The 22,118-nt window shown below is 40.7% G+C and carries 22 protein-coding genes, 1 tRNA gene, 1 pseudogene and 1 riboswitch; of the genes and pseudogenes, 15 read left to right on the top strand and 9 right to left on the bottom strand.

Annotation, left to right across the window (positions count from 1 at the left end):
• Positions 1 to 112: 112 nt before the first annotated feature.
• The 4 genes from H540_RS0116740 (at position 113) to spoIID (ending at position 3,911) form a co-directional block, all read left to right on the top strand.
• Positions 113 to 349, top strand: a complete 237-nt coding sequence (locus H540_RS0116740; RefSeq protein WP_028401633.1) for a DUF1146 family protein — start codon at positions 113 to 115, stop codon at positions 347 to 349.
• A 63-nt stretch (positions 350 to 412) separates the two neighbouring features.
• Positions 413 to 1,126 (top strand): YwmB family TATA-box binding protein, encoded by a 714-nt coding sequence (locus tag H540_RS0116735; RefSeq protein ID WP_028401632.1) that lies wholly within the window; start codon positions 413 to 415, stop codon positions 1,124 to 1,126.
• Between the two features lie 39 nt (positions 1,127 to 1,165).
• Positions 1,166 to 2,470, top strand: coding sequence for a UDP-N-acetylglucosamine 1-carboxyvinyltransferase (gene murA / locus H540_RS0116730; RefSeq protein ID WP_028401631.1), 1,305 nt, complete (start codon positions 1,166 to 1,168; stop codon positions 2,468 to 2,470).
• 418 nt (positions 2,471 to 2,888) lie between these two features.
• Positions 2,889 to 3,911, top strand: coding sequence for a stage II sporulation protein D (gene spoIID / locus H540_RS0116725; RefSeq protein ID WP_028401630.1), 1,023 nt, complete (start codon positions 2,889 to 2,891; stop codon positions 3,909 to 3,911).
• 34 nt (positions 3,912 to 3,945) lie between these two features.
• Here spoIID and H540_RS0116720 read toward each other — a convergent pair whose 3' ends face one another.
• Positions 3,946 to 4,233: a hypothetical protein gene (locus H540_RS0116720; RefSeq protein WP_028401629.1), complete on the bottom strand. Its 288-nt coding sequence runs from the start codon at positions 4,231 to 4,233 to the stop codon at positions 3,946 to 3,948.
• Between the two features lie 22 nt (positions 4,234 to 4,255).
• Positions 4,256 to 5,212, bottom strand: a complete 957-nt coding sequence (locus H540_RS0116715; RefSeq protein ID WP_028401628.1) for a Tle-like phospholipase domain-containing protein — start codon at positions 5,210 to 5,212, stop codon at positions 4,256 to 4,258.
• A 99-nt stretch (positions 5,213 to 5,311) separates the two neighbouring features.
• On the opposite strand from H540_RS0116715, the gene H540_RS0116710 reads away from it, so the two are divergent.
• From H540_RS0116710 to H540_RS0116700, 3 genes are all read left to right on the top strand, one after another.
• Positions 5,312 to 6,007 (top strand): hypothetical protein, encoded by a 696-nt coding sequence (locus H540_RS0116710; RefSeq protein ID WP_028401627.1) that lies wholly within the window; start codon positions 5,312 to 5,314, stop codon positions 6,005 to 6,007.
• A 562-nt stretch (positions 6,008 to 6,569) separates the two neighbouring features.
• Entirely contained in the window at positions 6,570 to 7,166 is a 597-nt protein-coding gene (locus tag H540_RS0116705; protein ID WP_051317148.1) for an HAD-IA family hydrolase, read from the top strand.
• Positions 7,167 to 7,394: 228 nt separating this feature from the next.
• Positions 7,395 to 7,604 carry a hypothetical protein gene (locus H540_RS0116700; RefSeq protein WP_028401625.1) on the top strand — a complete coding sequence of 70 codons (210 nt, stop codon included), beginning with the start codon at positions 7,395 to 7,397 and terminating at the stop codon, positions 7,602 to 7,604.
• 156 nt (positions 7,605 to 7,760) lie between these two features.
• Here the strand turns inward: H540_RS0116700 and H540_RS0116690 are convergent, their stop codons facing one another.
• Positions 7,761 to 8,087 carry a DUF2834 domain-containing protein gene (locus H540_RS0116690; RefSeq protein ID WP_028401624.1) on the bottom strand — a complete coding sequence of 109 codons (327 nt, stop codon included), beginning with the start codon at positions 8,085 to 8,087 and terminating at the stop codon, positions 7,761 to 7,763.
• A 122-nt stretch (positions 8,088 to 8,209) separates the two neighbouring features.
• Between H540_RS0116690 and H540_RS0116685 the strand changes: the two genes are divergently transcribed.
• Positions 8,210 to 8,635, top strand: a complete 426-nt coding sequence (locus H540_RS0116685; protein ID WP_028401623.1) for a DMT family transporter — start codon at positions 8,210 to 8,212, stop codon at positions 8,633 to 8,635.
• Positions 8,636 to 8,788: 153 nt separating this feature from the next.
• On the opposite strand, the gene H540_RS0116680 is transcribed toward H540_RS0116685, so the two are convergent.
• The 5 genes from H540_RS0116680 to bacA form a co-directional block, all read right to left on the bottom strand.
• Positions 8,789 to 8,872: transfer RNA gene (locus H540_RS0116680), tRNA-OTHER, on the bottom strand.
• Positions 8,873 to 8,953: 81 nt separating this feature from the next.
• A complete protein-coding gene (locus H540_RS0116675) occupies positions 8,954 to 9,418 on the bottom strand; it encodes a hypothetical protein (RefSeq protein ID WP_028401622.1) in 465 nt (154 codons plus the stop codon).
• Positions 9,419 to 9,684: 266 nt separating this feature from the next.
• Positions 9,685 to 10,782 (bottom strand): AI-2E family transporter, encoded by a 1,098-nt coding sequence (locus H540_RS0116670; RefSeq protein ID WP_028401621.1) that lies wholly within the window; start codon positions 10,780 to 10,782, stop codon positions 9,685 to 9,687.
• 609 nt (positions 10,783 to 11,391) lie between these two features.
• The gene (locus tag H540_RS0116665; protein WP_028401620.1) at positions 11,392 to 11,625 is read right to left on the bottom strand and encodes a hypothetical protein; all 234 of its coding nucleotides are present in this window, start codon (positions 11,623 to 11,625) and stop codon (positions 11,392 to 11,394) included.
• Positions 11,626 to 11,860: 235 nt separating this feature from the next.
• On the bottom strand, positions 11,861 to 12,673 hold the full coding sequence (gene bacA / locus H540_RS0116660) for an undecaprenyl-diphosphate phosphatase (protein WP_028401619.1): 813 nt from the start codon (positions 12,671 to 12,673) through the stop codon (positions 11,861 to 11,863).
• 329 nt (positions 12,674 to 13,002) lie between these two features.
• On the opposite strand from bacA, the gene H540_RS0116655 reads away from it, so the two are divergent.
• From H540_RS0116655 to mmuM, 7 genes are all read left to right on the top strand, one after another.
• A complete protein-coding gene (locus tag H540_RS0116655; protein WP_028401618.1) occupies positions 13,003 to 13,530 on the top strand; it encodes an RNA polymerase sigma factor SigX in 528 nt (175 codons plus the stop codon).
• Positions 13,531 to 13,533: 3 nt separating this feature from the next.
• Positions 13,534 to 14,718, top strand: a complete 1,185-nt coding sequence (locus tag H540_RS0116650; protein ID WP_028401617.1) for an anti-sigma factor family protein — start codon at positions 13,534 to 13,536, stop codon at positions 14,716 to 14,718.
• Between the two features lie 65 nt (positions 14,719 to 14,783).
• Complete coding sequence (locus H540_RS0116645) at positions 14,784 to 15,749, top strand: ABC transporter ATP-binding protein (protein WP_028401616.1); 966 nt, start codon at positions 14,784 to 14,786, stop codon at positions 15,747 to 15,749.
• A complete protein-coding gene (locus H540_RS0116640) occupies positions 15,721 to 16,593 on the top strand; it encodes an ABC transporter permease (RefSeq protein ID WP_028401615.1) in 873 nt (290 codons plus the stop codon). The genes H540_RS0116645 and H540_RS0116640 overlap by 29 nt, the downstream gene beginning before the upstream one ends.
• Positions 16,594 to 16,891: 298 nt before the next feature.
• A riboswitch (SAM riboswitch) is annotated at positions 16,892 to 16,998 on the top strand.
• Between the two features lie 115 nt (positions 16,999 to 17,113).
• Positions 17,114 to 17,392 (top strand): hypothetical protein, encoded by a 279-nt coding sequence (locus tag H540_RS0116635; RefSeq protein WP_028401614.1) that lies wholly within the window; start codon positions 17,114 to 17,116, stop codon positions 17,390 to 17,392.
• A 63-nt stretch (positions 17,393 to 17,455) separates the two neighbouring features.
• Positions 17,456 to 18,874 carry an amino acid permease gene (locus H540_RS0116630; RefSeq protein WP_028401613.1) on the top strand — a complete coding sequence of 473 codons (1,419 nt, stop codon included), beginning with the start codon at positions 17,456 to 17,458 and terminating at the stop codon, positions 18,872 to 18,874.
• 249 nt (positions 18,875 to 19,123) lie between these two features.
• Positions 19,124 to 20,062, top strand: a complete 939-nt coding sequence (gene mmuM, locus H540_RS0116625; protein WP_028401612.1) for a homocysteine S-methyltransferase — start codon at positions 19,124 to 19,126, stop codon at positions 20,060 to 20,062.
• A gap of 85 nt (positions 20,063 to 20,147) precedes the next feature.
• Here mmuM and H540_RS30010 read toward each other — a convergent pair.
• Positions 20,148 to 21,289, bottom strand: a pseudogene (locus H540_RS30010) (IS110 family RNA-guided transposase).
• Positions 21,290 to 22,118 lie beyond the last annotated feature (829 nt).

Raw genomic sequence — 22,118 nt, 5'->3', positions numbered from 1 at the left:
TGCCGTCCAAGAACCTCCGCCGCATAAAGGCAAAAAGCGCCTTTAAGGGCGGAGAACCTTGGTCTCTGCACCTGAACGAGCCGGCTCCGCTTTTCTTGAAAGGAGTGATTTAGTGGCGCAAGTTTTGGGGCAACAGGCACTGATTGCGATCTTTTCGCATTTACTGTTTATTACTCTTACATGGTGGGCGCTGCAGGGCATTCACTTTGAGCGGTTGATGAAAAAAGGGAAGGTCGTTCAAACGAAGGTTCTCTTGCTGCTGATTACAATTGCTATCGGAACATCCGTCAGCAACTTTTTCTTGGATTATTTAGGGTATTCCAAGAGTTTAACGTATCTTCTTAAGTAATTTTGTCGAGTATACATCCCTCTTTTCCCGTCAAAAATGGGTAGTAATGAGGGAGGGGATTGTATGCGTAAAGTGATTCAGACGTTTATTTTACTAAGCTTAGGGGTTGTCGTGTTTTTCATGGGATATAAACAAACAGAGGCCATGAAACCTGAGGAAAAGCTTGAACAAATGACGGCGGTCCTTCGGGAAAAAGGCGCACAAATACAGGACTGGACCTGGCTTGCCAAAGGAGAAACTGATTCTGTTCATGACGTACATACGTTTAACCAGCTATTGGCGCAATTGGAGACGAAAGCATCTGTTACGGATTGGAGCATAGAAGAAGCAGAGGAAGGCTATAAAGCGACAGCCGTAAAAAAATTTCCAAATTACGAAGAAAGACTGGTAGTAACATGGACAAAAGTCAATACTACCCATAAGACCTTCATCATTTATGAGGTAAAAGGAACAAAGTGGGACGAGAGTATTGTTAGGGAAATGGATAAAATTTTTAGTCAAAAACCAACAATTTATACTTGTGTTCGTGCTGTTTTGAGTGATAAGATTGAAGGTGTTTTGCAAAATAAGGCAAGAGATATACTGGAAGGTTTTGAGGCGAAGCCAGTGGAAGCTTTGCAGGAAAGAGCATTTGTTACGGTTTCCGCATATACTGTGAAGTGGAATGACGCTCTTTCTATAAACAAAGAGAAAATGAACGTGCAAGTCGCATTGAGAAATGCAGACAACAAGACGACTGTTGTGGTTGGCACACCAATAATTACGTCTGAATATTGAATAGATGTGTACAAAATTCAGGACACGGAGGGGAATACCTTGGAAAAGATCATCGTCCGTGGCGGGGGACAGCTTAACGGTACTGTGCGTGTGGAAGGCGCAAAAAATGCCGTTTTGCCAATACTTGCTGCAGCCCTATTAGCGAGTGACGGAAAAAATATTATATTCGATGTACCAGCTCTTTCCGATGTATATACAATTAATGAAGTATTGCGTCATTTAAATGCTGATGTCGTATTTGAAAATGGCCAAGTGATCATTGATGCATCGAATGAGCTGAATATTGAAGCGCCTTTTGAGTATGTGCGCAAAATGCGTGCGTCTGTGCAGGTAATGGGACCGCTGTTGGCCCGCAAAGGCCGCGCAAGAATTGCATTGCCTGGCGGCTGCGCAATTGGATCACGTCCGATTGACCAGCACTTAAAAGGCTTTGAAGCAATGGGGGCAAAGGTAAAGGTCGGCAATGGTTTCGTAGAGGCATATGTGGATGGCAAATTGCATGGAGCTAAAATTTACTTAGACTTCCCAAGCGTAGGTGCAACAGAGAACATCATGTCCGCTGCTGTATTGGCGAAAGGTACAACTATCATTGAGAATGCTGCGAAAGAACCGGAAATCGTCGACCTTGCGAACTTCTTGAATGCAATGGGCGGCAAAGTTCGCGGTGCAGGTACGGGAACGATTCGCATTGAAGGCGTCTCTACATTATATGGAGCGCAGCATTATGTTATACCTGACAGAATTGAAGCAGGAACATTTATGGTAGCTGCCGCGATTACAGGCGGAAATATTCTCATTGAAAATGCCGTACCAGAGCATTTGCGTCCGATTACGGCGAAAATGGAAGAAATGGGAATTACCATTATTGAAGAAGAAGAAGGCGTACGTGTAATTGGACCGAAGAAGTTAAAAGCGGTAGATATTAAAACAATGCCGCATCCGGGCTTCCCGACAGATATGCAAGCGCAAATGATGGCATTGCTTCTGAGAGCGGAGGGCACAAGCATGATTACGGAAACGGTATTCGAGAACCGTTTCATGCACGTAGAAGAGTTCCGCCGCATGAACGCAGACATCAAAATCGAAGGCCGTTCTGTTATCATGAACGGACCGTGTGACCTGCAAGGTGCAGAAGTAGCAGCGACAGATCTTCGTGCTGCAGCCGCACTCATCTTATCTGGACTTGTATCAGATGGCTACACTCGCGTTACAGAGCTTAAGCATCTTGATCGGGGATATGTGAATTTCCATGGCAAGCTTGCGGCACTTGGAGCAAACGTTGAACGTATAAAAGAACAAGTGGAAGAGATTGTCGAACAAGAAATCTCTGATCTTCACGCTTAATACAAGATAGCTTCTATGTTTTTGGGGGACAAAAAGCATAGGAGCTCTCTTTTTTTTGATGGAAACTATACACTCGCGCGGTAATGCTTCCAATTCTGTTCCTTCTTTTAAAACCTGGGATGTTCTATACGACATCCAAAAGAACAAACCTGCTCACTTAATCAAAAACACAGGAGAGGGTTTGACCGCTACCATTCCCGCCTAAAAAGAATTCAGCACGGGTTTTTTCCTGTGTTAAGTTTTCTTATGTCCAAAATACCTTCACATATCCCCAGTCATTATGCTCCATTACTGGTATAGGCAAAAAACCAGAGAAATATGCAAAATATATTAAAATATTTCGAAAATTAATGTGCTGTTCTAAAGACTTGTCCCGCTCCATAAGTATAGAAAGAACTTACTTGCATGGAGGGAACCGATGAAGACAACCCAACCTATTTTCGTGCTCGTTTCATTTTTAATCGCCCTAGTCGTCATCGTGCCGAGCTTGCTGGTGCTGCCGTTTCATGGGAAAACAAAAGAGCCTCCCAAACAACAAAAACAAGCACAAGCTGTCCCTGCTTCGTCAGCCCCCGCTCCTGTCAAGAGCGCTGTGGAAGTAGCCGTGTACCGTAGCGAGCAAAAGAAGGTTGAGAACATGCCGATCGAAGACTACGTTGCCGGTGTAATCGCCGCAGAAATGCCCGCCAATTTTGAAATGGAGGCATTGAAAGCACAGGCGCTCACCGCCAGAACATTTGTCATCAAGCGCATGCTGGCCGGCGAACAGCTTCCAAACAAAGCGAACGTGACCGACACAGTCGACAACCAGGTATACAAAAATGACACAGAGTTAAAGAAGCTGTGGGGCAAGGACTATGATGGGAAAATGAAGCGGATCCAAGAAGCGGTTAAGGCTACGGCAGGACAAGTACTAACGTACAAAGGAGAACCGATTACCGCCTCGTTCTTCTCTACAAGCAACGGCTATACTGAAAACTCAGAAGACTACTGGGGCAGTCCCTATCCATATCTACGCAGCGTCGACAGCCCGTGGGATAAAGAAGCGCCGAAATTCACGTTTGATCAAACCTTTACAGTATCTGATTTCCAAAAGCGCCTTGGCATACAAGTGCTGAACGACGGAAGCGTAGGCAAAATCGTCGATCGCACGTCCGGAAAGCGGGTCAAAACAGTCCAGTTCAGCGGCAAAACGCTGTCAGGCAAAGACATACGAGCAAAGCTCCAACTGCGCTCCACCGACTTCACATGGAAGCAGCAGGGCAACAACATCGTCATCACCACAAAGGGCTACGGCCACGGTGTCGGCATGAGCCAATACGGCGCAAACGGCATGGCGAAGGAAGGGAAATCCTACAAGGATATTGTGGCTCATTATTATCAGGGCGTGGAGATTACAGGGCTGAATCAGTATGAGGGGAAATTGACGGCGAAGAAGTGAAGGCATGGTCCGGGAGACCATGCCTTTTTGTGTGTTAGCGGTTTAAAGTAAAATTGAAATTGCAGTCAGTTTCCATCAGACGAGTATATGCAGTTGTATACATCTTTAGATTATTTTGCAATTCTTGAATGTGGCGTATTGTATCTTGTTTTACGTCATGAATTCTATTTTCAAATTCTTTTGCTGCATTTCCTTTCCAGTGCACCAATAGGTCTTCTGCAGAGTTTATTTGCCTCTCCATTTCTTGTAAAGCAGCGATAAGCATGGCGATCTTTTTTTCAAGAGCTTTTGCTTCTTCAATATTTACACTGATTCTTGACATATGTACTTCCCCTTGGTTCTTATTATAGTCCGTCAGCTCGTTTAAAGTCATTTGCCTTCTTGTCCATATAGGAAGCCAATCCTTGAATTTTACTAAAGTATATTCGTTCTAAATAAGAAACTTGATTGGACAAGTTGCGAAGGGCTTCTCCTAATTTTGCACCTTGTACCGTTGGAGAGCTGAACCCATTAGAGATATCCCTTTTTGATACAGAAATTTGTGAAATAAGATATTGAGCTTGCTTTTTTAAACCCTCGCTGCGTTGAATAGCATCTTCAGCATATATCTCAATCGCTCCATTAGGCGAACGCAAAAGAGGTCTACCGTCCAGACCTATAATTCGTCCGTATTTATCAAACCGAAAGCCTGTTAAAGCATGAGCATCCATGCTTTTATCCATGAGTCCATAATGCTGGTTTTCCAAATATACGACGGTTCCGGGATGATGGCTAAATGTCCCCACCGGGTCTCTTGGGTCTACATAGCTAATGTTCCGGCCGCTTTCTTCCATTCGTTTAATTTGTTCTTCCGTTAATAAATGTTTAACGGCAGCAGGATTAAAGGTTAGAGAGCCAAAGCCAAATACCGCAGCAACATAGTTTGCTTCGCCTCCTCCTAAAGAGTGGCCTGTAGTATTAATCTCGTATTCCTCACCATATTTGTCCTTTACATATTGACCAAATTCTTTTGCATCAGTAAATTGGTCAGTGGCATCATAAGTTTTGTGTGCAAATTCTTCTATTTTTCCTTCCACAACTTTCTGTATATCATCCGCTATAAACCCTTCAAACTTAATATCTTTAGGTTTAAATGCAGATAAAAACGAAAATAAAGTTTGGGATTCAGGGCTTCTTCCTACTACATGGATTACATCAGTACCGATATCTTTTAATGTGTCCGTAATGTCCGAGCGATTTTTATATAGATTGTTGACGGCTTCAATTTTTTCAGAGAGGCTGCCTTCTTTAAAATTTTTCAATGAGTTTGTTACTAAGTCTATCCCGTCCGGTTCAGTTCCACGATATGAAATATTGTTATAATTGTGAGTATAGTAGAAAATATAAAGGGGTACATAATATTGAAAAAAATATTTATAGCCATGTGTCTAATAATTTTAAGTATTGTAGTAGTTGGGTGTACATCGGAACCTAAAGAAGCAAAGTCAACAAAACAAATAGAAGATGCAGTTGAAAAATATATGCAACGAGAGTACAATACCAAAATCAATATAAAGGAAGTCAACCAAGATCCAGAGATTCAAACAGTATTTATCGTTGCAGAGCCTAAACAAGGAGAAAAATTCGAATTCAATTTGAAGTATGATAAGGTAGATAAGGCTATCACATATGATAACTACGAGGGACGCAAAGCATCTTTTCATGCTCAACAGGAGGTGGACAAAAAGATTAAGAAGGCAGATGACCTTTTAAAAGAGCATGGCTTCCGCATTGAAAGCAAAGATTCAAATAAAGAAAAATATTTTGTGAGTGCTTGTAAATCGGATTCTTCTACGTGCACGAATTTTTTATATGTGAGAGTCAGTAAAAATGTAGAAAAAAACTTAGAAAGCACAACAAAAGAAGAAAAGACAAAGAAATTGAAAGAAGAAGTAAAGTGGATACTGGACATGCTAAAGCAGCAAAATATAACGGAAATCCAAGGGCTAAGAGTTTATTCCGGAAAATTTGAAAGACTGGATATTTGTCTTTCCGAGCAGAGCGGGATAGACCAATTTATGCAAACCGGCAAAAGCACCTTTTGTTCTAAACCATAACTTGGTAAAGAAGTCATAACGAATTCCTTTATGAAAAAGAGAAGTAATGCTCTGCATAATGAGTATCACTTCTCTTTTAATGTGTTCGTATGAATAGGATCACAATCTAAGTTACATAAGGCGATATTCTCTCAAAAAGCTAAGTATATCCTTTGCGATTTCATTTAATCCTATGTATATATCAAATTATACCGTTTACTATCCGATTTGGACTATTTACTATCCAAATTCACGCATTTACTATCCAAACCTCAACTTTATATAACAAAAACCAATCCCCTATCTCTATGGAAAATATATCCAAAACCAGTATTTTCATTGCTCCTGTTCCTTTAGATGATATACTGCCAATTGGGCTTTTTTCTTATATTTTTGTAACGCTTTATCCAAAAATTCATGAAATTCACGAGAGTTATTTGTGATATAATACATAAAATATACATATTTGTCAGGGATAATTTTTGTATACCGTTGTTGGTATATGTAGCGTGCAGGCGTCCGAAGAGAAAGTGATATGTGTAAATGTAGTTGTTGAGAATCTTACTGTGATAGGAGAAAGAACATGACTTTGAATATCCTATGGGATTTTGACGGAACTTTAGTAGATAGCTATCGTATATATGTAGCAAATTTGAAAAAGGTACTGGGAGAGCATGTACATGAGCAGGAGATCATGTCGAACTTGAAGATTTCTTTTTCGCACACAATTGAACATTATAAATTATCTCAGGAACAGGTTCACGGTATCTTAGAGATGGGGCAAAGAGTGCACCCTTCAGAGTACCGTCCATTTGCCGGCGTTGAGCACATTTTGCAAAAGGCGGAACGAAACTTTATTGTGACCCATAATTCGAAACAGGAGATCATAAGGATATTGGACCACTATGGCTGGCTCCCTTATTTTTCAGAGATTATCGGACGGGAAGATAGATTCCCGAAAAAGCCGGCCGACAGTGCTTACAGCTATCTTCATGACAAGCATCATATCGACCTCGTTATCGGGGATCGGGAATTGGATATCATACCGGCCAAAAAGCTGGGAATTAAAACATGCATGTTTCAAAACTTATTAGTGCCGGGCGCGCATTATTATATTGAATCGTATGAACAGCTGTCCCGCATTCTTGATTTAAAGGATGTACGGCAATTAGTTGTGTAAGGAGAAAAAGCTGACGCAGAGATAGTTTAACTATCTCTTTTTTTATCATAAATTAGGCGAGAATATCCCCACTTCAAGCGTGTGAATGGTGTAGTGTAACGGTAAGTGGGGGAGGTTCATTATAGTGTACATGAAGATTCCTTGTTCTCTGCAATACGCATACACTAAGCTAATTACGGCAGGGGATTCGGGGAGAAGCTTCCATCAAGAGTTAAGGAGCAGATAGGTGTGAATAAAAAAGTTGAAATTTTAAAAATAGCTATGATTACTTTAACATTACTTGCAGTTTTCGTTACTATATTGCCTAATGCTTTAGATCTTAATGAAACACTGGCAGGTAAAATATCAATTTTTGTGATGGGAACTGCAGGAGCATGCTTAGTAAATTTTATAATCTATGTAATTGTAAAAAAAGCTATTTTGCGAGGGGAAAAGTAAAATGGAACAAGAATTGGAATTATATAGGCTGCCGATCGGTTCTGTCATTCATTTTAAAGATTGGAAGCAGCCACTAATGATTTAAGGAAGAGCTAGATAATCATGCAGAGCGATGAGGGGACAGAAGTAAAAAGTCAGCAGAACTTGACTTTTTTACTATGACTTTGCCCGCAGCTGCTCCAGCTTTACTTCTTTGAAATATAAAAATAAAGGAAGCGCCAGCGATAATCCTACTGTGAGATTCATGATAATGCAAATCCACCATTGCCAAATACCGTATCTTTTGGTGTTGATGTATACAAATACCCAAAAGACGATGCAGGAAATGAAAAAGTCAGCAGCGAAAAAGGAAGAAATACGGTTTGCGAATAATTGCTGAAACAAAAGATTCAAGTTGAATCCGTACTCCTGCAGAAACGGGATAAAAAAGCAATATGGAATAATAGTTCCCGCTACACATAACAGCAAATATAGTTTTTTCATGAAAGTCCTCCTTATTACCTGATAATTCCATTTCGTCATGTGAGGGCCTTCTCGTGGCATATAAATAAAAAATCCGTATTTATATAGAATAGGAAAGTAAGAGGTGGGACACAACGAACTGGATTTTCTCGCTCCTTGCCCTGCTTGCCGGTCTCGCGCTCGGCATTCAAGCCCCAATCAACGGCGGTCTTGGCAAGAGAATTGGTGCATTGGAAGGAGCTCTCGCATCCTTTTTGGTCGGAACGTTGGCGTTGATTATATTGGTGTTGTTTTTTGGAAAGGGGTCAATTGGCGCGTTTACAAGCATTCCGAAGTGGCAGCTTGCCGGAGGCTTGCTTGGCGCTTTGTACGTAGCCATATCCGTAATGGTCGTGCCTAAAATCGGAGTGGCCTCCACGCTTGTCGCCATCATCGTCGGCCAGATGATCATGGGTTCCGTCATCGACCACTTCGCATTGTTTGGAGGCAAACACATTCCGTTTGATATGAAGAGATTGGCTGCGCTTGTATTGCTAGGGGGCGCGCTATACCTATTTTATAAAAAATAAAAGGCGGGCTGCACATGATATTGGAAGCTGCAATGCTGCTAACCCGGGATGGAACATGAATTTGAGCAGGCATTCCAAAAAAAGCTGATTCTCCTATGAGAATCAGCTTTTCTATTGTGTATCCTGAAAAATGGAAGCCGTCCTTCTTTAAAATGGACTTGGCGGGATTTGAACCCGCAAAATGTACAGCAGCCACATTCGTAACTGCTCACTGCTCTGCCGTTGAGCTACAAGTCCATATCTATTATGCATCATGTTTATGTTATTTATACAAAAAAAGCCAATTTCTCCCCGAGAGAAATCGGCTTTCTACTATTATTAGGCTTTTGTTTCTTCGCCCTTCTTCTTCGCCTTTGCCTGTTTGATCTCTTCTTTAATTTGCTTTAGCGTTTTGCTGTCTGTAGAGATGCCAAGCTTTGCAGCAACTTTGTAAAGCGCATCTTTTTTGTCCGCTTGAATCTTTGCCTTCACTTCTGAGCGGATTTGAGATGTTTCTTTGCCTTCCGTGCTGATGCCGAGGCGCTCAGCTACTTTTGTGATGAAGCTTTTGCGCTGCTCTTTCACTTCACCGCGTACTTCCTTGCGTGTTTTGCCTTCCGTGTTAATGCCGAAGCGCTCTGCAGCCCATTGCAGCCAAGATGGAAGTTTGTATGTAGCCTTTGCTTGCGTCTGCTGCGGGGCAGCGTCGTTTGTGCTTGCGAATGCTGTACCTGTTGTAAATAAGCCGCCTAGTGCGATCGTGCCTGCCAATGCCGTTGTAATCATCTTCTTTTTCAGTTGCATGTTGAAATCCTCACCTTTCGTTTGTGGAGTTTTTACAGTTTTCATTATAGGTAAGGAATATGTCGGGAAAATGTCCAAAAAAATTATTGTCTATTTTCTTGTACTTGCAAGATTTTCATGAGGACATAGTAAGACCAATGTATACAAAAGGAGATTCCATCATGCAGACGTTCATTTTCTTTTTTAGAGTAGTAGAGTACGTCCAAGTCTGATAAATCACTTACCATCAGTAATGAAGAAAGAAGAGAGCAGTTTCTCTTCTTTTCTTATAGGTTCTCCCTTTCAAATTCTTCTTTCGGAATTGGAATCCATTTTCGAAAGTATCCTTCCACATATAATGCTTTTAAGAGAATCAGAAAAAGGGGAGCAAGGATTAAACCGATAATTCCCCAAACCGCGTAGAAAACGATCATTGCAGACAGCATAATGTAGGGAGATACCCCGAGTGAATCCCCAATTATCTTAGGTTCTAGGATGTGCTTGATGGCGAATGCAAACAACCAAAGTCCAATGAGTTTGTATGCCAAAACATGACTTCCGACAATAAAGAGATACAACAGCCACGGAAGAAACAACATCGCAAGACCAATAACAGGAATAATATCCAGCAAGGCACCCAACAAGGAAACGGTGAACGCGTTTTGGACATGAAAATAAAGCAACGTTACAAATAAAATGACGAAAAGAATCAACATTAACAACAACCGTGCTTTTATGTATGTACTGATTGATGTAAACACCTTTTGCGACAAAAAGAAGTAGATGCGTTTGAATGTGTTCGGTGTTTTAGCGACGAAAAATTTTCTCCACAATTCCACTTCCAAGCTTAGGAAGTAAGCAAGAATAACCCCTGCCATCCATTCTCCGACAAAACTCCAAAACGAACGAAATGTCTGAAGAACACTTAGGAAAAACGGAGATGACCAAGTACCTATCTTTTCTTGAATTGTTGTGAGTTTTCTTTGCAGAAAGTCTACAACATTAGGAGACAGGTGTTCATACTTGCTTTGTGTATAGCCCGCCCAATGATGAAACTTTTCTACAAACACCTTCATTTCGTACGGATAGCTCTGTATCATTTCGCGAATTTCAGAAAAAACGGTACCTCTCATACCCAACGCGGCGACAACAAACACTGCGATAAATACGAGGTACACTATATTCGTTGCGATCATCCGCTTGATATTCTTCCGTATCAGCCATTCGATGAGCGGTTTGTTAAGGATGTAAATCAATAACGAATACAGAGTGGGAGCTGCAATGGCAAATGCAAATTTACCAGCCTCTATCAGAAGATATGCCGTTACAAACAAGAGAACCAGCCCGAATATGGCGCGGGCAAATGTTTTATAAAACGAAACCATGTATTAACCTCCTTCTGCCAAACAAATACTGCGGAGTCGTAACTTAATTTATCCTAAATTAGGCGAGAATACCCCCATTTCAAGCGAGTAAGTGGGGGAAGTCCATTTTATATATGGTAATTGTACAGGAATAAAAAGGAATTGAAATACTAAAAAATAAAAAAAGCCTACAATACAGACTTCTTTACATTGCTCAGAAGTCATATGATTTCAAGTAAGGGTCCACTTTCCTCATGCTGTTTAGAAGTTTTTCATAACTATCAGGGTCAGAATATAATCGGTGTCCCGACAGGCTTTACTTCATGTGTTCACAGGTACTTTCGCTTTGCTATCTGGTTCTGGTACAAATACTTCAGAAGAGATATAGAGAGACGAAAAGTTTCCTAGTAGAATCTATTTTATGCTGGAAGGCCGAATAGTTGATGAATGAGGTTCACTTGATTTCGGATGGAAACCATCTTTGCATCTAGATGGATAGCATAAGCCACACTGTGAGAATACGACTTCTTGTCGCACCATAAAACCCGTTATCGGCAATTAAAGGGGTTGGGCACCTAAAAGGTACCCAACCTCTTGTTTCCCCTTATTTTGTTAGCGTAAGTGAAGATATTAAGGTGAACATGTAACTTTAGCTTGCTGGCGTCTTCCTAAAACAAGACTACCAGCGTTAATTAAAGCTACTCCACAAGAAACCTGAATTGTTTCTCCCGTATTTCTGCATGTAATCGTAATAAATTGAGTGGGTAGCAAGATTATGCTTTGTACAGATAGTGGTCTTTTTTTGCTGCATCTTTTAGTAAAAGTTTCACCAGGAGACAATACAATATTACTAGCAGTAGCCATAAAAACCCTCCTTTTTAACTTACTGTTTCTAAATATGGAAATAGTAAGTTTTATTTTCTTTACACTATATGAGGGCTTGTCCTTAAACGAAACGGCGATTTGATCAGCCTATGAATCCATTTTTCATAGATTAATTCAATTAACTAGAACATTTTTCAATTCTAAAGGGCCAAGCAGCAAAACATGGATTTCGTATGTTCATCCATTAATTGTAAAAAATCCTCTTCCTTGTTTTTTATAGGATAAACATCCAAAATGCTAAAGCTAGCAAGAAACGATAAACAGCAAATGGAATTAATTTTATGCTAGAAATGAGCTTAAGGAAAAACTTAATAGCTATTAAGGCTACTATAAAAGCCGTTAAAAAACCTGTAATAAATAATGGTAGATCACTAGCATGAAGATGGCTCCAACTGTCTAATAAATCTTTACCAGAGGCTGCAGCCATAATAGGAACAGCCATAATAAAACTAAACTCAGAAGCTGTTTTATGATTCATGCCAACTAATAGACCGCCAGATAGGGTTGATCCCATTCTAGAGAAACCAGGAACTAGAGCTAGACATTGGAATAATCCCATGTATAAAGCTTGTTTATAACTAACAGCATCAAGATCTAAAGTTTTAGAACGGTTCTTATGTAGCAGTTCAGCAATAATCATAAGAATTCCGCCAGCTACTAGTCCAATCACTACTGTCTTTGGAGAAAATAACACATTCTTGATGAAGTCGTGAAATAGAAGACCTCCTATCATAAAAGGAAGGATCCCAATAAAAATATGTAGAATATTTAGGTGGGATTTTTCAGGGGCTTTAGTTCCAAGTGACTTACCTACTCCTATAATACTGAGCAAACGTCTCCAAAATACAACGACCACAGCAAGGATAGATCCCAGCTGAATGACTACTTCAAATGTAGTAGCACGAGTGGTGCCTTCAAATCCAAGTAAATGCCCAACTAAAATTAAATGCCCTGTAGAAGAAACTGGAGCAAATTCCGTCAAGCCTTCTACAATTCCTAAAATTAAAGCTATGATTAGATCTGACATAATAAATCTCCTATACAATATTTTTCTATGCTGTACCAGTATAAGGGATATTTGGATTAAATTAAATAATGTACAGAACTACCGATAATGATGTGTTATGTTAATCTGACATGTATCAAGCATACTTGCTAGTTTTTTAAATTTACACGTCAAATTTTTAACAAAAATAACTTGAACGAACTAAAAGGTGTGTTTGTCTTTCAACGACATGCCTTTTTCTTGTATAAAAGAAAATTTTTCCTATTTTTTGTCACAAACAGCTGTTTTATGGTTTCTTTAAAGTGAAAGCAGTTGGAAGGAGGCGTAAGAGAGTGGAGGTGCATGCTTCATTGCTAAATATAGATGAGCAAGATTCAGTCTCAAATGAACCGTTTCAAGATGTGTTTAAACAATACTATGCTCATGTTGTTAGACAAATTATGCGGATTGTGCGAGATCAAGCGATTGCTGAAGATTTAGCACAAGAAGTATTTTTGCAGTTATATCATACAGATTGGAAGCAAATCGAAAGCTTGCCGGCGTGGCTTGCGAAAGCATCGATTTATGCAGCATATAATTATTTGCGATCTGAAAAAAGGCATCAAGCAAGAATCGAAAAAGAAGCAGATTATCAGCACTCGTTTAGCAGTCCATCATCGGAAGAACGATGGATTCAAAAAGAAGAGATTACAAGCGTACAAAACACGTTAAAGGAAATGGATGAGCGTGAACGAACGCTCTTACTAATGAAGTTTTCAGGATTCCAATATAAAGAGATAGCTAATGCGATTCGTGTTGAAGTATCCTCCGTTGGAACGCTGCTAGCACGAGCAAAAGTAAAATTTCGTAAGATGTACAAGTTGGTGAAGGAGGGATGATAGATGAAATGCCAAGATATTGGATTTATTCAAGCATATTTGGATGGAGAGTTAAATCGTGATGAAAGAAAGAAATTTATTCAACATCTTGATCAATGTAAAGAATGCCAAGAGATGTTAGCGGAAGCAAGCAAGCTCAATCAATGGGAAAAAGTTACGCTTGATGATGAATTTACAGGCTTTAGCCAAGAGCTTCCTATTAACGTTGAAAAAGCATGGCAAACCTTTGAACAAAATTTGCAAAAAGAGACAATGCAAGAAACAAACAGTAAAGAAAGCGAAAAGAAGGGAAGATGGCACAATATGAAGAAATCATCTAAACGTTGGATTGCTGCAACAGCAGCGGCGGCAGTTGTATCTATTTCATTAACAGTTCCGCAAGTACGTGCAGGAGCAAATGATTTTTTATCCATTTTTCGAGTGAATGATGTGCAGTTTGTTAAACTTACAGAATCAGATCTCCAGGACATTCAAGGTTGGATTTCTCAATTAAATGAAGGAGAAAAGGAAATTAAAGGCATCGGGAAAGTGAATATAAAAGACAATGAAAATAATAAGCCGGCTCACTTTCCATCAGAACAGCAGGCAAAAGAAGCTGGATATGAAGTGCCAAAAGCACCAAATGGCTATCATGTAGCAAATGTAGATGTTCGCCCATCGTTTACGATCCAATTTGAAATCGATACAGAGAAAGCAAATAAATTGCTGAAGCAATTGCAAAGCAAAGCACAGTTTGAAAATGCTTTAAATGGTAAGCCGTTTTCCATTATGTTCCCGAAATCGGTGGCTACATTTTATAACGTAACAGGAGAAGAGAATCAAACATCTATTAGCTTTTCTTACAATGTCACTAAGGCACCAGAAATTTCCGTTCCAGCAGATGTTAACATGGACAAATTGCGGGAAACAGTTTTAGAGCTTCCGATTCTTCCTGAGAACGTTAAAACACAGCTTGCGGGCATTCAAGATTGGAAGCGGACATTGCCGATTCCTTATATAGGTACAAAAAACGCGAAAGCATCGGAGACAACGGTACAAGGTGTAAAAGCATTCGCATATGATACGGACCATGAATTGATACTTATTTGGAAAAAAGATGATAAAGTGCATATTATGGAAGGATATCAAAATGCGGGTAAACATGTTAATTTAGATGATTTTATTAAACTTGCGAACGAATTAAAATAACTGTTGAACAAGAGCGGTTTCTATAAAAGGAGCTGCTCTGTTCGTGTATAGTGCGGGGGGAAATTATGAATCAAGACTGGGTTATTCAAACAAAGGATTTAACAAAACAATATAACGGAAAAGGCGGTATTCGTCGTATTTCATTAAACGTACCGCGCGGCACTGTATTTGGTTTTATAGGTCCTAACGGCGCAGGGAAAAGCACCTTCGTGCGAACAATGCTTGGCTTGCTTCATCCGGATTCCGGTACCGCGCAAATGCTGGGGCAGCCGATTGGTACGATCGAATCAAAACAGCGTATCGGCTATTTGCCTGAATTATTTCGCTATCCTGAATGGATGACAGGATGGCAGCTGCTTGAAGCACATGCAAAATTATGCGGGCTTCCTTTTCGCGAACGGAAAGCGCAAATGAACAGTGTTATTGAAAAGGTCGGTTTAACAGGAAGAGAAAAAGAAAAAATTCGCGGCTACTCAAAAGGAATGCAACAGCGTATCGGGCTTGCCTGTGCATTACTTTCTGATCCTGAGCTGATTTTTCTGGATGAGCCGACATCAGCACTTGATCCAATTGGGCGGAAAGAAGTGCGCCATTTAATGCAGGAACTGCGAGAGCAAGGAAAAACGGTGTTTTTAAATAGCCATTTATTGAATGAAATAGAGCATGTATGTGACCATGTGGCGATTATTAACGAGGGTGAGTTAATTGTGCAAGGCGATTGGCGCTCCCTTATGATGATTCAAACGGAAGTGGAAGTAACACTCGGTGAAAAGAGCGAATTGTTTTTGAAGCAGCTCCCTTCATTTATTAAAAATGTCAAGAAGATAGAGGAACAGCACAATCGCAGCCGTTGGATTTTTACGCTGCAACAAGAAAATGATATTCCGAGATTGTTACAAGCGTTCGTATCACTACATATTCCTGTGTATAAGCTAAATCCGCTCCAGGCACATTTGGAAGATGTGTTTATGTACTGGGTAAATAAGAAAGAGGGGAACCAACATGTGGACGATCGCCAAGTTGTCGTTTAAAGAAATCATTTTAAAGCGCATTTTTACGATTACATTAGTAATGACTTTAGCTTTTTTATTATTTTATGGCGTGGCAATTCACTATGCAGTCAGTGAAGTAATTGCAGAGGGGCCTAACAACCTGTCAGCAGCTGATGAATTTATGAGAAAAGGTCTTTTTTCCACACAGCTTCTTGGAATTGGTTTATATTTTTCTTCATTTATTACGGCGTTGTTAGCTATTTTAAGCAGTGTCGGGAGTATTGCAAATGAAATTGAAAGCCATCAAATTGATACATGGTTAACTAGGCCCATTTCACGACTCTCATTTTTAATGGGGAAATGGGTAGGGCTATGTTGTTTACTCGTTGTGTATGCAGCCTTTCTATTCATAAGTATCGTGCTCATTCATCAGACAATTGGAGGAAGCGCCCTTCATTTGGATTTCTCAATTATGCAAATCATGAAAGCATTAGCGCTTTCCTTGCTGCAGCCCGTTATTTTAATAACTATAGCCCTATTGTTAAGTACACGTATGGCAACTTTAAATGCTGGTATTGTTTTAATCATTTTATATGGAATTGGATTTATCGGCGGATTCGTTGAACAAATCGGCGCATTAATGCACAAAGCGGCATTAGTGAATATGGGTATTTTAGCAAGCCTATTCTTCCCAATTGATACCATATACCGCAAAATGACGATATATTTATTTGATACAGCAGATAATCCCTTGTCGTTAGCTTCACAAGGGTTTTTCGGAAGTGTTTCAGCACCGAGTAATACAATGATTGCTTACGCTATTCTATATGCGCTCGCTGCAATTATTATAGCGGCCCGCACCTTTAAATCACGTGATTTGTAAAAGGTCAAAGAAAGGAAACGCCTTTTTTATCACGCATTAACGGGCAGTAAGACCCCCACTTCAAAGCTTAGTGTGTACTAAGAGGTTTAAGTGGGGGATCACTGCCCGTAAAAGCCTGATTGGTTCAACTAACCATCAGTGGGGGATGAAAGAAAACCCCCACTGATGGAAGTTTCACTTTATAGGTTTCTAAATACATTGAATTCCAATAATGTGACGGATTCTAGTGCATACATATTGACAATTCGTTTACTAGGATATATGATTCAAATTAGTCTTAAAATTAAATAAATTCCATTACTTATCAAGAGAGACCGAGGGATCAGGCCCTATGACGTCCGGCAACCTCCGAAATTCGGAACGGTGCCACTTCCTGCAGAATGCATTCATTCTGAGAGATAAGTCGTAATGTTTTAGTAACGACGCCTCTTTCGAATGAAAGAGGCTTTTCTATTTTATAAAGGAGTGAACAGTATGATTATATGAGACGAAGAAGTGAACGGTGGCAGGAGTAGATCATGTGTCCTTAGCAATTTATATACAAGTGAATAAAAAACCTTGTTTTTATAGTGGGGAGAGATCATCCGGCGACGTGCAGAAGCGGTCAAACCTTTGTAGTGGCGTAAGGGTAAACCAGAAAGAAGAAGCATACCATACTCCCTTTTGGTTGCACATCGCACATGGACATGTCGAATTTATCATTCACTTATATATAAAAGGGAGAATCGGCATCGTCGGCTACAGCGGTGCAGGTAACTTCCACTCTACTTTGGTAACAGATTCTCTATCTCTGCTATGAATATCGTATTCGAGAGATTGTAGCGTGTAGGAAAAATAATGACTCTAAAGAGGTTGGATTATTATGGAACATATAAACAAAAATAGTCAAACGGACTTGCAGCGAAGCATGAAAAGCAGGCATTTATTTATGCTTTCATTGGGAGGCGTAATTGGAACAGGGCTTTTCTTAAGTTCAGGTTATACGATCAATCAAGCGGGGCCAGTGGGAACGATTATTGCGTACTTAGTGGGCGGTTTTATTATGTATCTCGTTATGTTATGCCTTGGAGAATTGTCTGTCTCCATGCCGGTTACCGGGGCTTTCCATACATACGCTACCAAATATATCGGACCTGGAACTGGTTTTACTATCGCTTGGATGTATTGGCTTACTTGGACTGTGACATTAGGTTCGGAATTTACTGCTTCTGGCTTACTTATGCAGCGCTGGTTTCCTCATACTTCCGTCTGGATGTGGAGTGCAATCTTTGCTATTGCGATTTTCCTTCTTAATGCGTTTTCGGCGAAATTTTTTGCGGAATCAGAATTTTGGTTTGCTAGTATTAAAGTAGCGACCATCTTATTGTTTATTGTTTTAGGGGGAGCTGTTATGTTAGGTATCCTTCCTATGAAAGGCACGGCCTCCGCGCCTATGTTATCAAACTTTATAGGGAAAGACGGACTTTTTCCAAATGGTATCCTTCCTATTTTTATGACCATGCTCTCAGTAAATTTTGCTTTTTCAGGAACAGAACTCATCGGTATTGCAGCTGGAGAGAGTGTAGACCCGGAAAAAAATATACCTAAAGCAATTAAGAATGTTGTGTGGAGGCTTTTAATCTTCTTTATTGGTACGATCTTTGTTCTCTCAGGGTTAATTCCTTGGAAAGAAGCTGGAGTAATCGAAAGTCCATTCGTTGTAGTCTTTGATAGAATTGGGATTCCTTATGCTGCTGATATTATGAATTTTGTTATTATCACAGCTTTACTCTCAGCTGCCAACTCAGGCCTATATGCCTCATCCCGCATGTTGTGGTCTCTTTCCAAAGAGAATATGCTGCATCCCGTTTTTGTGAAATTAACATCAAGGGGGATCCCTCTTAACGCTTTAATCGTCAGCATGATTGGCGGGTGTCTTTCCCTTCTATCTAGTACCTTTGCACCCGACACTGTCTACCTCGTTCTTGTATCTATTGCTGGCTTTGCCGTGGTAGTCGTTTGGATGGGAATCGCAGCTTCACAATTCATGTTTCGAAAACGGTTCTTGGAACAAGGCAACCATGTGAATGACCTAAAATACAGAACTCCTTTGTATCCGATTGTACCAATCGCAGCTTTTCTTTTATGCCTTGCATCTTGTATTGGCATAGCCTTTGATCCGACTCAAAGAGTCGCGCTCTATTACGGCATCCCGTTTATGGCTTTATGTTATTTCATTTATTATATAAAAAGCCGGAAACCGCGCCTGCCTATTACAAAAGATTTAAACGATGCAGGATAACAGGTTCTATATAAGTGAATAAAAAAACCGGCTTTTTATAGTGGGGAGAGATTATCCGGCGATGTGCAGAAGCGGTCAAACCCTTTTCGTGGCCCATGCAGGGAGAGAGAGAGGGAGCGAACGCAGTTTTCCTTTTGTTCTACATGGCAAACGGTAGATATGTCGGAATAACAAAGTGGACTTATATAGCGCAAAACTGCAAGACCATTATAATTTGATACTATTACTCTAAAAAAGGTGTGATTGGTTATGAATCCGATAGAAAATATTTTACAGAAATTCCCGTTATTGATACTGGATGGTGCAATGGCCACCGAGCTTGAACGTCACGGCTGCGATTTAAACGACAGCCTTTGGTCGGCAAAAATACTTATGGAAAATCCAGATCTTATTAAACAGGTACATATGGATTATTTTACAGCGGGTGCTGACTGTGCGATTACCGCCAGTTACCAGGCTACTATTGAAGGCTTTGTCAAAAACGGTCTAAGTGAGACTGAAGCATTGAACCTCATTCAGGCATCTGTACGGGTAGCCGTACAAGCACGGGATGAATTTTGGGGCATCGCTGAGAACCGGCTAAATCGGCCGAAGCCGCTAGTAGCCGCTTCAGTAGGGCCTTACGGTGCTTTCCTTGCTGACGGCTCCGAATATCGGGGAGATTATCAGTTGACCGAAGAGGAACTGATGGACTTCCACAGGCCCCGCATGAAAGCCCTGATTGATGCAGGCGCCGATATCTTGGCCTGCGAAACGATACCATGCCTGCAGGAAGCCCGGGCCATCGTCAGATTGTTAGAGGGATTCCCTGGAGCATATGCGTGGATCAGCTTCAGCGCAAAAGACGAGCTGCATATCAGTGACGGCACGCCGGTTGCCGCGTGCGCAGACTGGCTGGATAAACATGAACAAGTGGCTGCTGTCGGGATAAATTGCACACCGCCTCAGTATACCGAGGCGCTGATCAAAGAAATGCAAAGTCATACCGCAAAACCCATCGTCGTATATCCCAATTCCGGCGAGCAGTACGATGCCAACGCCAAGGCCTGGCACGGGACATCATCCGGAGAAACTTACGGCTGCAGTGCCCATTCCTGGTACGAATCCGGCGCCCGATTGATCGGCGGCTGCTGCAGAACAAAACCGGAGGACATAAAGGCCATCGCTGCTTGGGCGAGGAAATCATAAAAAAATGCGTCATCCTTTCTATGAGTTATAGAGAAAGGATGACGCATTTTTTTCGTTTTGGAGAACAATAAATTTCTTAACTTGGTTATGCTGATAAGTTGGCGTACTCCACAAATCGCGTTCGCTGTTCCAAAATATGATAGATAATCTTCATCATTTTATGGGCAATGGCAATAAGTGCTTTCTTCTTTCCGGGCCGTGCAGCGAGCGACCAATACTCAGCGGCTAACCAAGTGTGACGGGTTCGGGAAACAGCCCAAGCTACTTCGCAAAGCGTAGACTTGATGTGCGGATTTCCTTTTGTTGTTTGGGTACTTTTTTGCCCGCACTCTCATGATTTTCTGGCGACAATCCAGCCCAAGATGCTAAATGGGTAGCGGAAGGAAACTGGGTCATGTCCATTCCGATCTCCGCAATGATGGACGCAACTGTATTCTCTTTCACACCCGGAATGGTAAGAAGAAGTTCAACTTGTTCTTGATAGGGCAGAAGAAGCTCTTGGATTCTCGCCTCAATCTGTTGAATAGCCTCCTCCAAATATAAGATGTGGTTCCATGATTGACGGATGAGAAAGATTTGGTGTTCATTCAGTGTGCCGAATAAAGAATCTGAAATCATGGATGCTTTGGGCATTATTTTGGCATGGATGGTTTCTTCCACCTCTTGCGGACTGACGAAGCCTTGTTCCACCAAACATGTCAGTAATTTACGTCCTGACACCCCAAACACGTCTGAAATGACAGAGCCAAGCTTGATGTTGGAGCACTCCAACGTTTTCTGGATTCGGTTTTTTTCCGCTGTCATGTTGCCAATCCATTTTTTACGAAGGCGTGTCAGGTCACGAAGTTCTCGAATGTCAGCCGGGGGAACAAAGCTTTTTTCAATGAGTCCATATCGAAGAAGCTTGGCAATCCACTCCGCATCCGCTACATCTTTCTTGCGCCCTAGCACGTTTTTAATACGTTGCGCATTGGCGAGTGTAATATCAAAATAGTCTTCTAAGATGTTAAACACAGGCTTCCAGTAAATGCCCGTACTCTCCATCGCAATGTGCGTAATTTGAAGATTCTCGAACCAACGAAGCATTTCGTAGAGATTCTTCGTCATCGTAGGGAATGTCCGAATTTCCTTCACGAGTTCTTTGTCAGAGGAGCCAATGAGCATACAAACGACAATCTCTTTCTGATGTACATCTAAACCTGCACAATGTGTATGCAAGATATCCATACAAAAACCTCCCTATACTTGAAAAGTAGACGGATAGAAGAAACATCCGGAAAATCAACATTTTTCTGCACGTGATCAGAAGAAGGAACCTTCTGTCAACAAAGGGATGTGCACCAGACTGTTTCTTACAGTTTTTATATCAGGGTTTGATCTTAGGACCTACGTACTTGGCTATCCGTCATTACTTATCAGTATAGAAAGATTTGGAAGTTGATAAACCCCTTTTCATGCGAGGGATGTGACTGAGAAGTCATGTTTATTTTTGTTTTTAAAGTTAATAAAAGTTAATTATAGAAAATAATGGTTTTAGGTGGTATACTAATAAAGCTAGACAGCATTGCTGTCCCCTCTAGCTAATCGCGCTTTTAAGGGATAAACACGCATTCATTACTTGAATGCGTGTTTATTTTTTTCTTTTAATCTTTTCTCACGGATTTAACTTGTTTTTTTTTTGATTATACTTTTGTTACCTATCTTTTTTGTTGCACTTAGTATCCTTTATTCAGGACCTAAGAATAGTGACCGATAAAGGTTCGATTTCATTTATGTTGGAAACAAAACGCCATCCCCCGCTGTAATTACAATACCTATTCGAGGCCAAATATCTCTAGGAAAAGGCAACCAATTATTGTTGTAATTAAATACGAGGGACATCATTGATAGAAATATTGACTACATAGAAATTGACGGAACTATTATCTTTACGCGGCATATCAAATCATTCGATATATGAGAAAAATAGAGAGAGCTGCCTTTCCAGGCAGCTCTTGTTTACATAATCAGGGTTATCAGAAGTCATTTAATTTAATTCTCCAATCAAAAAATAGAG

This window comes from Ectobacillus panaciterrae DSM 19096 (genome assembly GCF_000430785.1).
In the GTDB taxonomy this organism is placed as follows: Bacteria; Bacillota; Bacilli; order Bacillales; family Bacillaceae_G; genus Ectobacillus; species Ectobacillus panaciterrae.
The sequence above is the reverse complement of the archived record's forward strand: the minus strand, read 5'-3'. Positions and strand labels throughout refer to the sequence as shown.

Excerpts from the sequence above, each read along its gene's own strand:
- H540_RS0116735 (WP_028401632.1), top strand. The coding sequence starts at position 413 with ATGCGTAAAGTGATTCAGACGTTTATTTTACTAAGCTTAGGGGTTGTC.
- spoIID (WP_028401630.1), top strand. The coding sequence starts at position 2,889 with ATGAAGACAACCCAACCTATTTTCGTGCTCGTTTCATTTTTAATCGCC.
- H540_RS0116720 (WP_028401629.1), bottom strand. The coding sequence starts at position 4,233 with ATGTCAAGAATCAGTGTAAATATTGAAGAAGCAAAAGCTCTTGAAAAA.
- H540_RS0116705 (WP_051317148.1), top strand. The coding sequence starts at position 6,570 with ATGACTTTGAATATCCTATGGGATTTTGACGGAACTTTAGTAGATAGC.
- H540_RS0116690 (WP_028401624.1), bottom strand. The coding sequence starts at position 8,087 with ATGAAAAAACTATATTTGCTGTTATGTGTAGCGGGAACTATTATTCCA.
- H540_RS0116675 (WP_028401622.1), bottom strand. The coding sequence starts at position 9,418 with ATGCAACTGAAAAAGAAGATGATTACAACGGCATTGGCAGGCACGATC.
- H540_RS0116670 (WP_028401621.1), bottom strand. The coding sequence starts at position 10,782 with ATGGTTTCGTTTTATAAAACATTTGCCCGCGCCATATTCGGGCTGGTT.
- H540_RS0116665 (WP_028401620.1), bottom strand. The coding sequence starts at position 11,625 with ATGGCTACTGCTAGTAATATTGTATTGTCTCCTGGTGAAACTTTTACT.
- bacA (WP_028401619.1), bottom strand. The coding sequence starts at position 12,673 with ATGTCAGATCTAATCATAGCTTTAATTTTAGGAATTGTAGAAGGCTTG.
- H540_RS0116650 (WP_028401617.1), top strand. The coding sequence starts at position 13,534 with ATGAAATGCCAAGATATTGGATTTATTCAAGCATATTTGGATGGAGAG.
- H540_RS0116645 (WP_028401616.1), top strand. The coding sequence starts at position 14,784 with ATGAATCAAGACTGGGTTATTCAAACAAAGGATTTAACAAAACAATAT.
- H540_RS0116640 (WP_028401615.1), top strand. The coding sequence starts at position 15,721 with ATGTGGACGATCGCCAAGTTGTCGTTTAAAGAAATCATTTTAAAGCGC.
- H540_RS0116630 (WP_028401613.1), top strand. The coding sequence starts at position 17,456 with ATGGAACATATAAACAAAAATAGTCAAACGGACTTGCAGCGAAGCATG.
- mmuM (WP_028401612.1), top strand. The coding sequence starts at position 19,124 with ATGAATCCGATAGAAAATATTTTACAGAAATTCCCGTTATTGATACTG.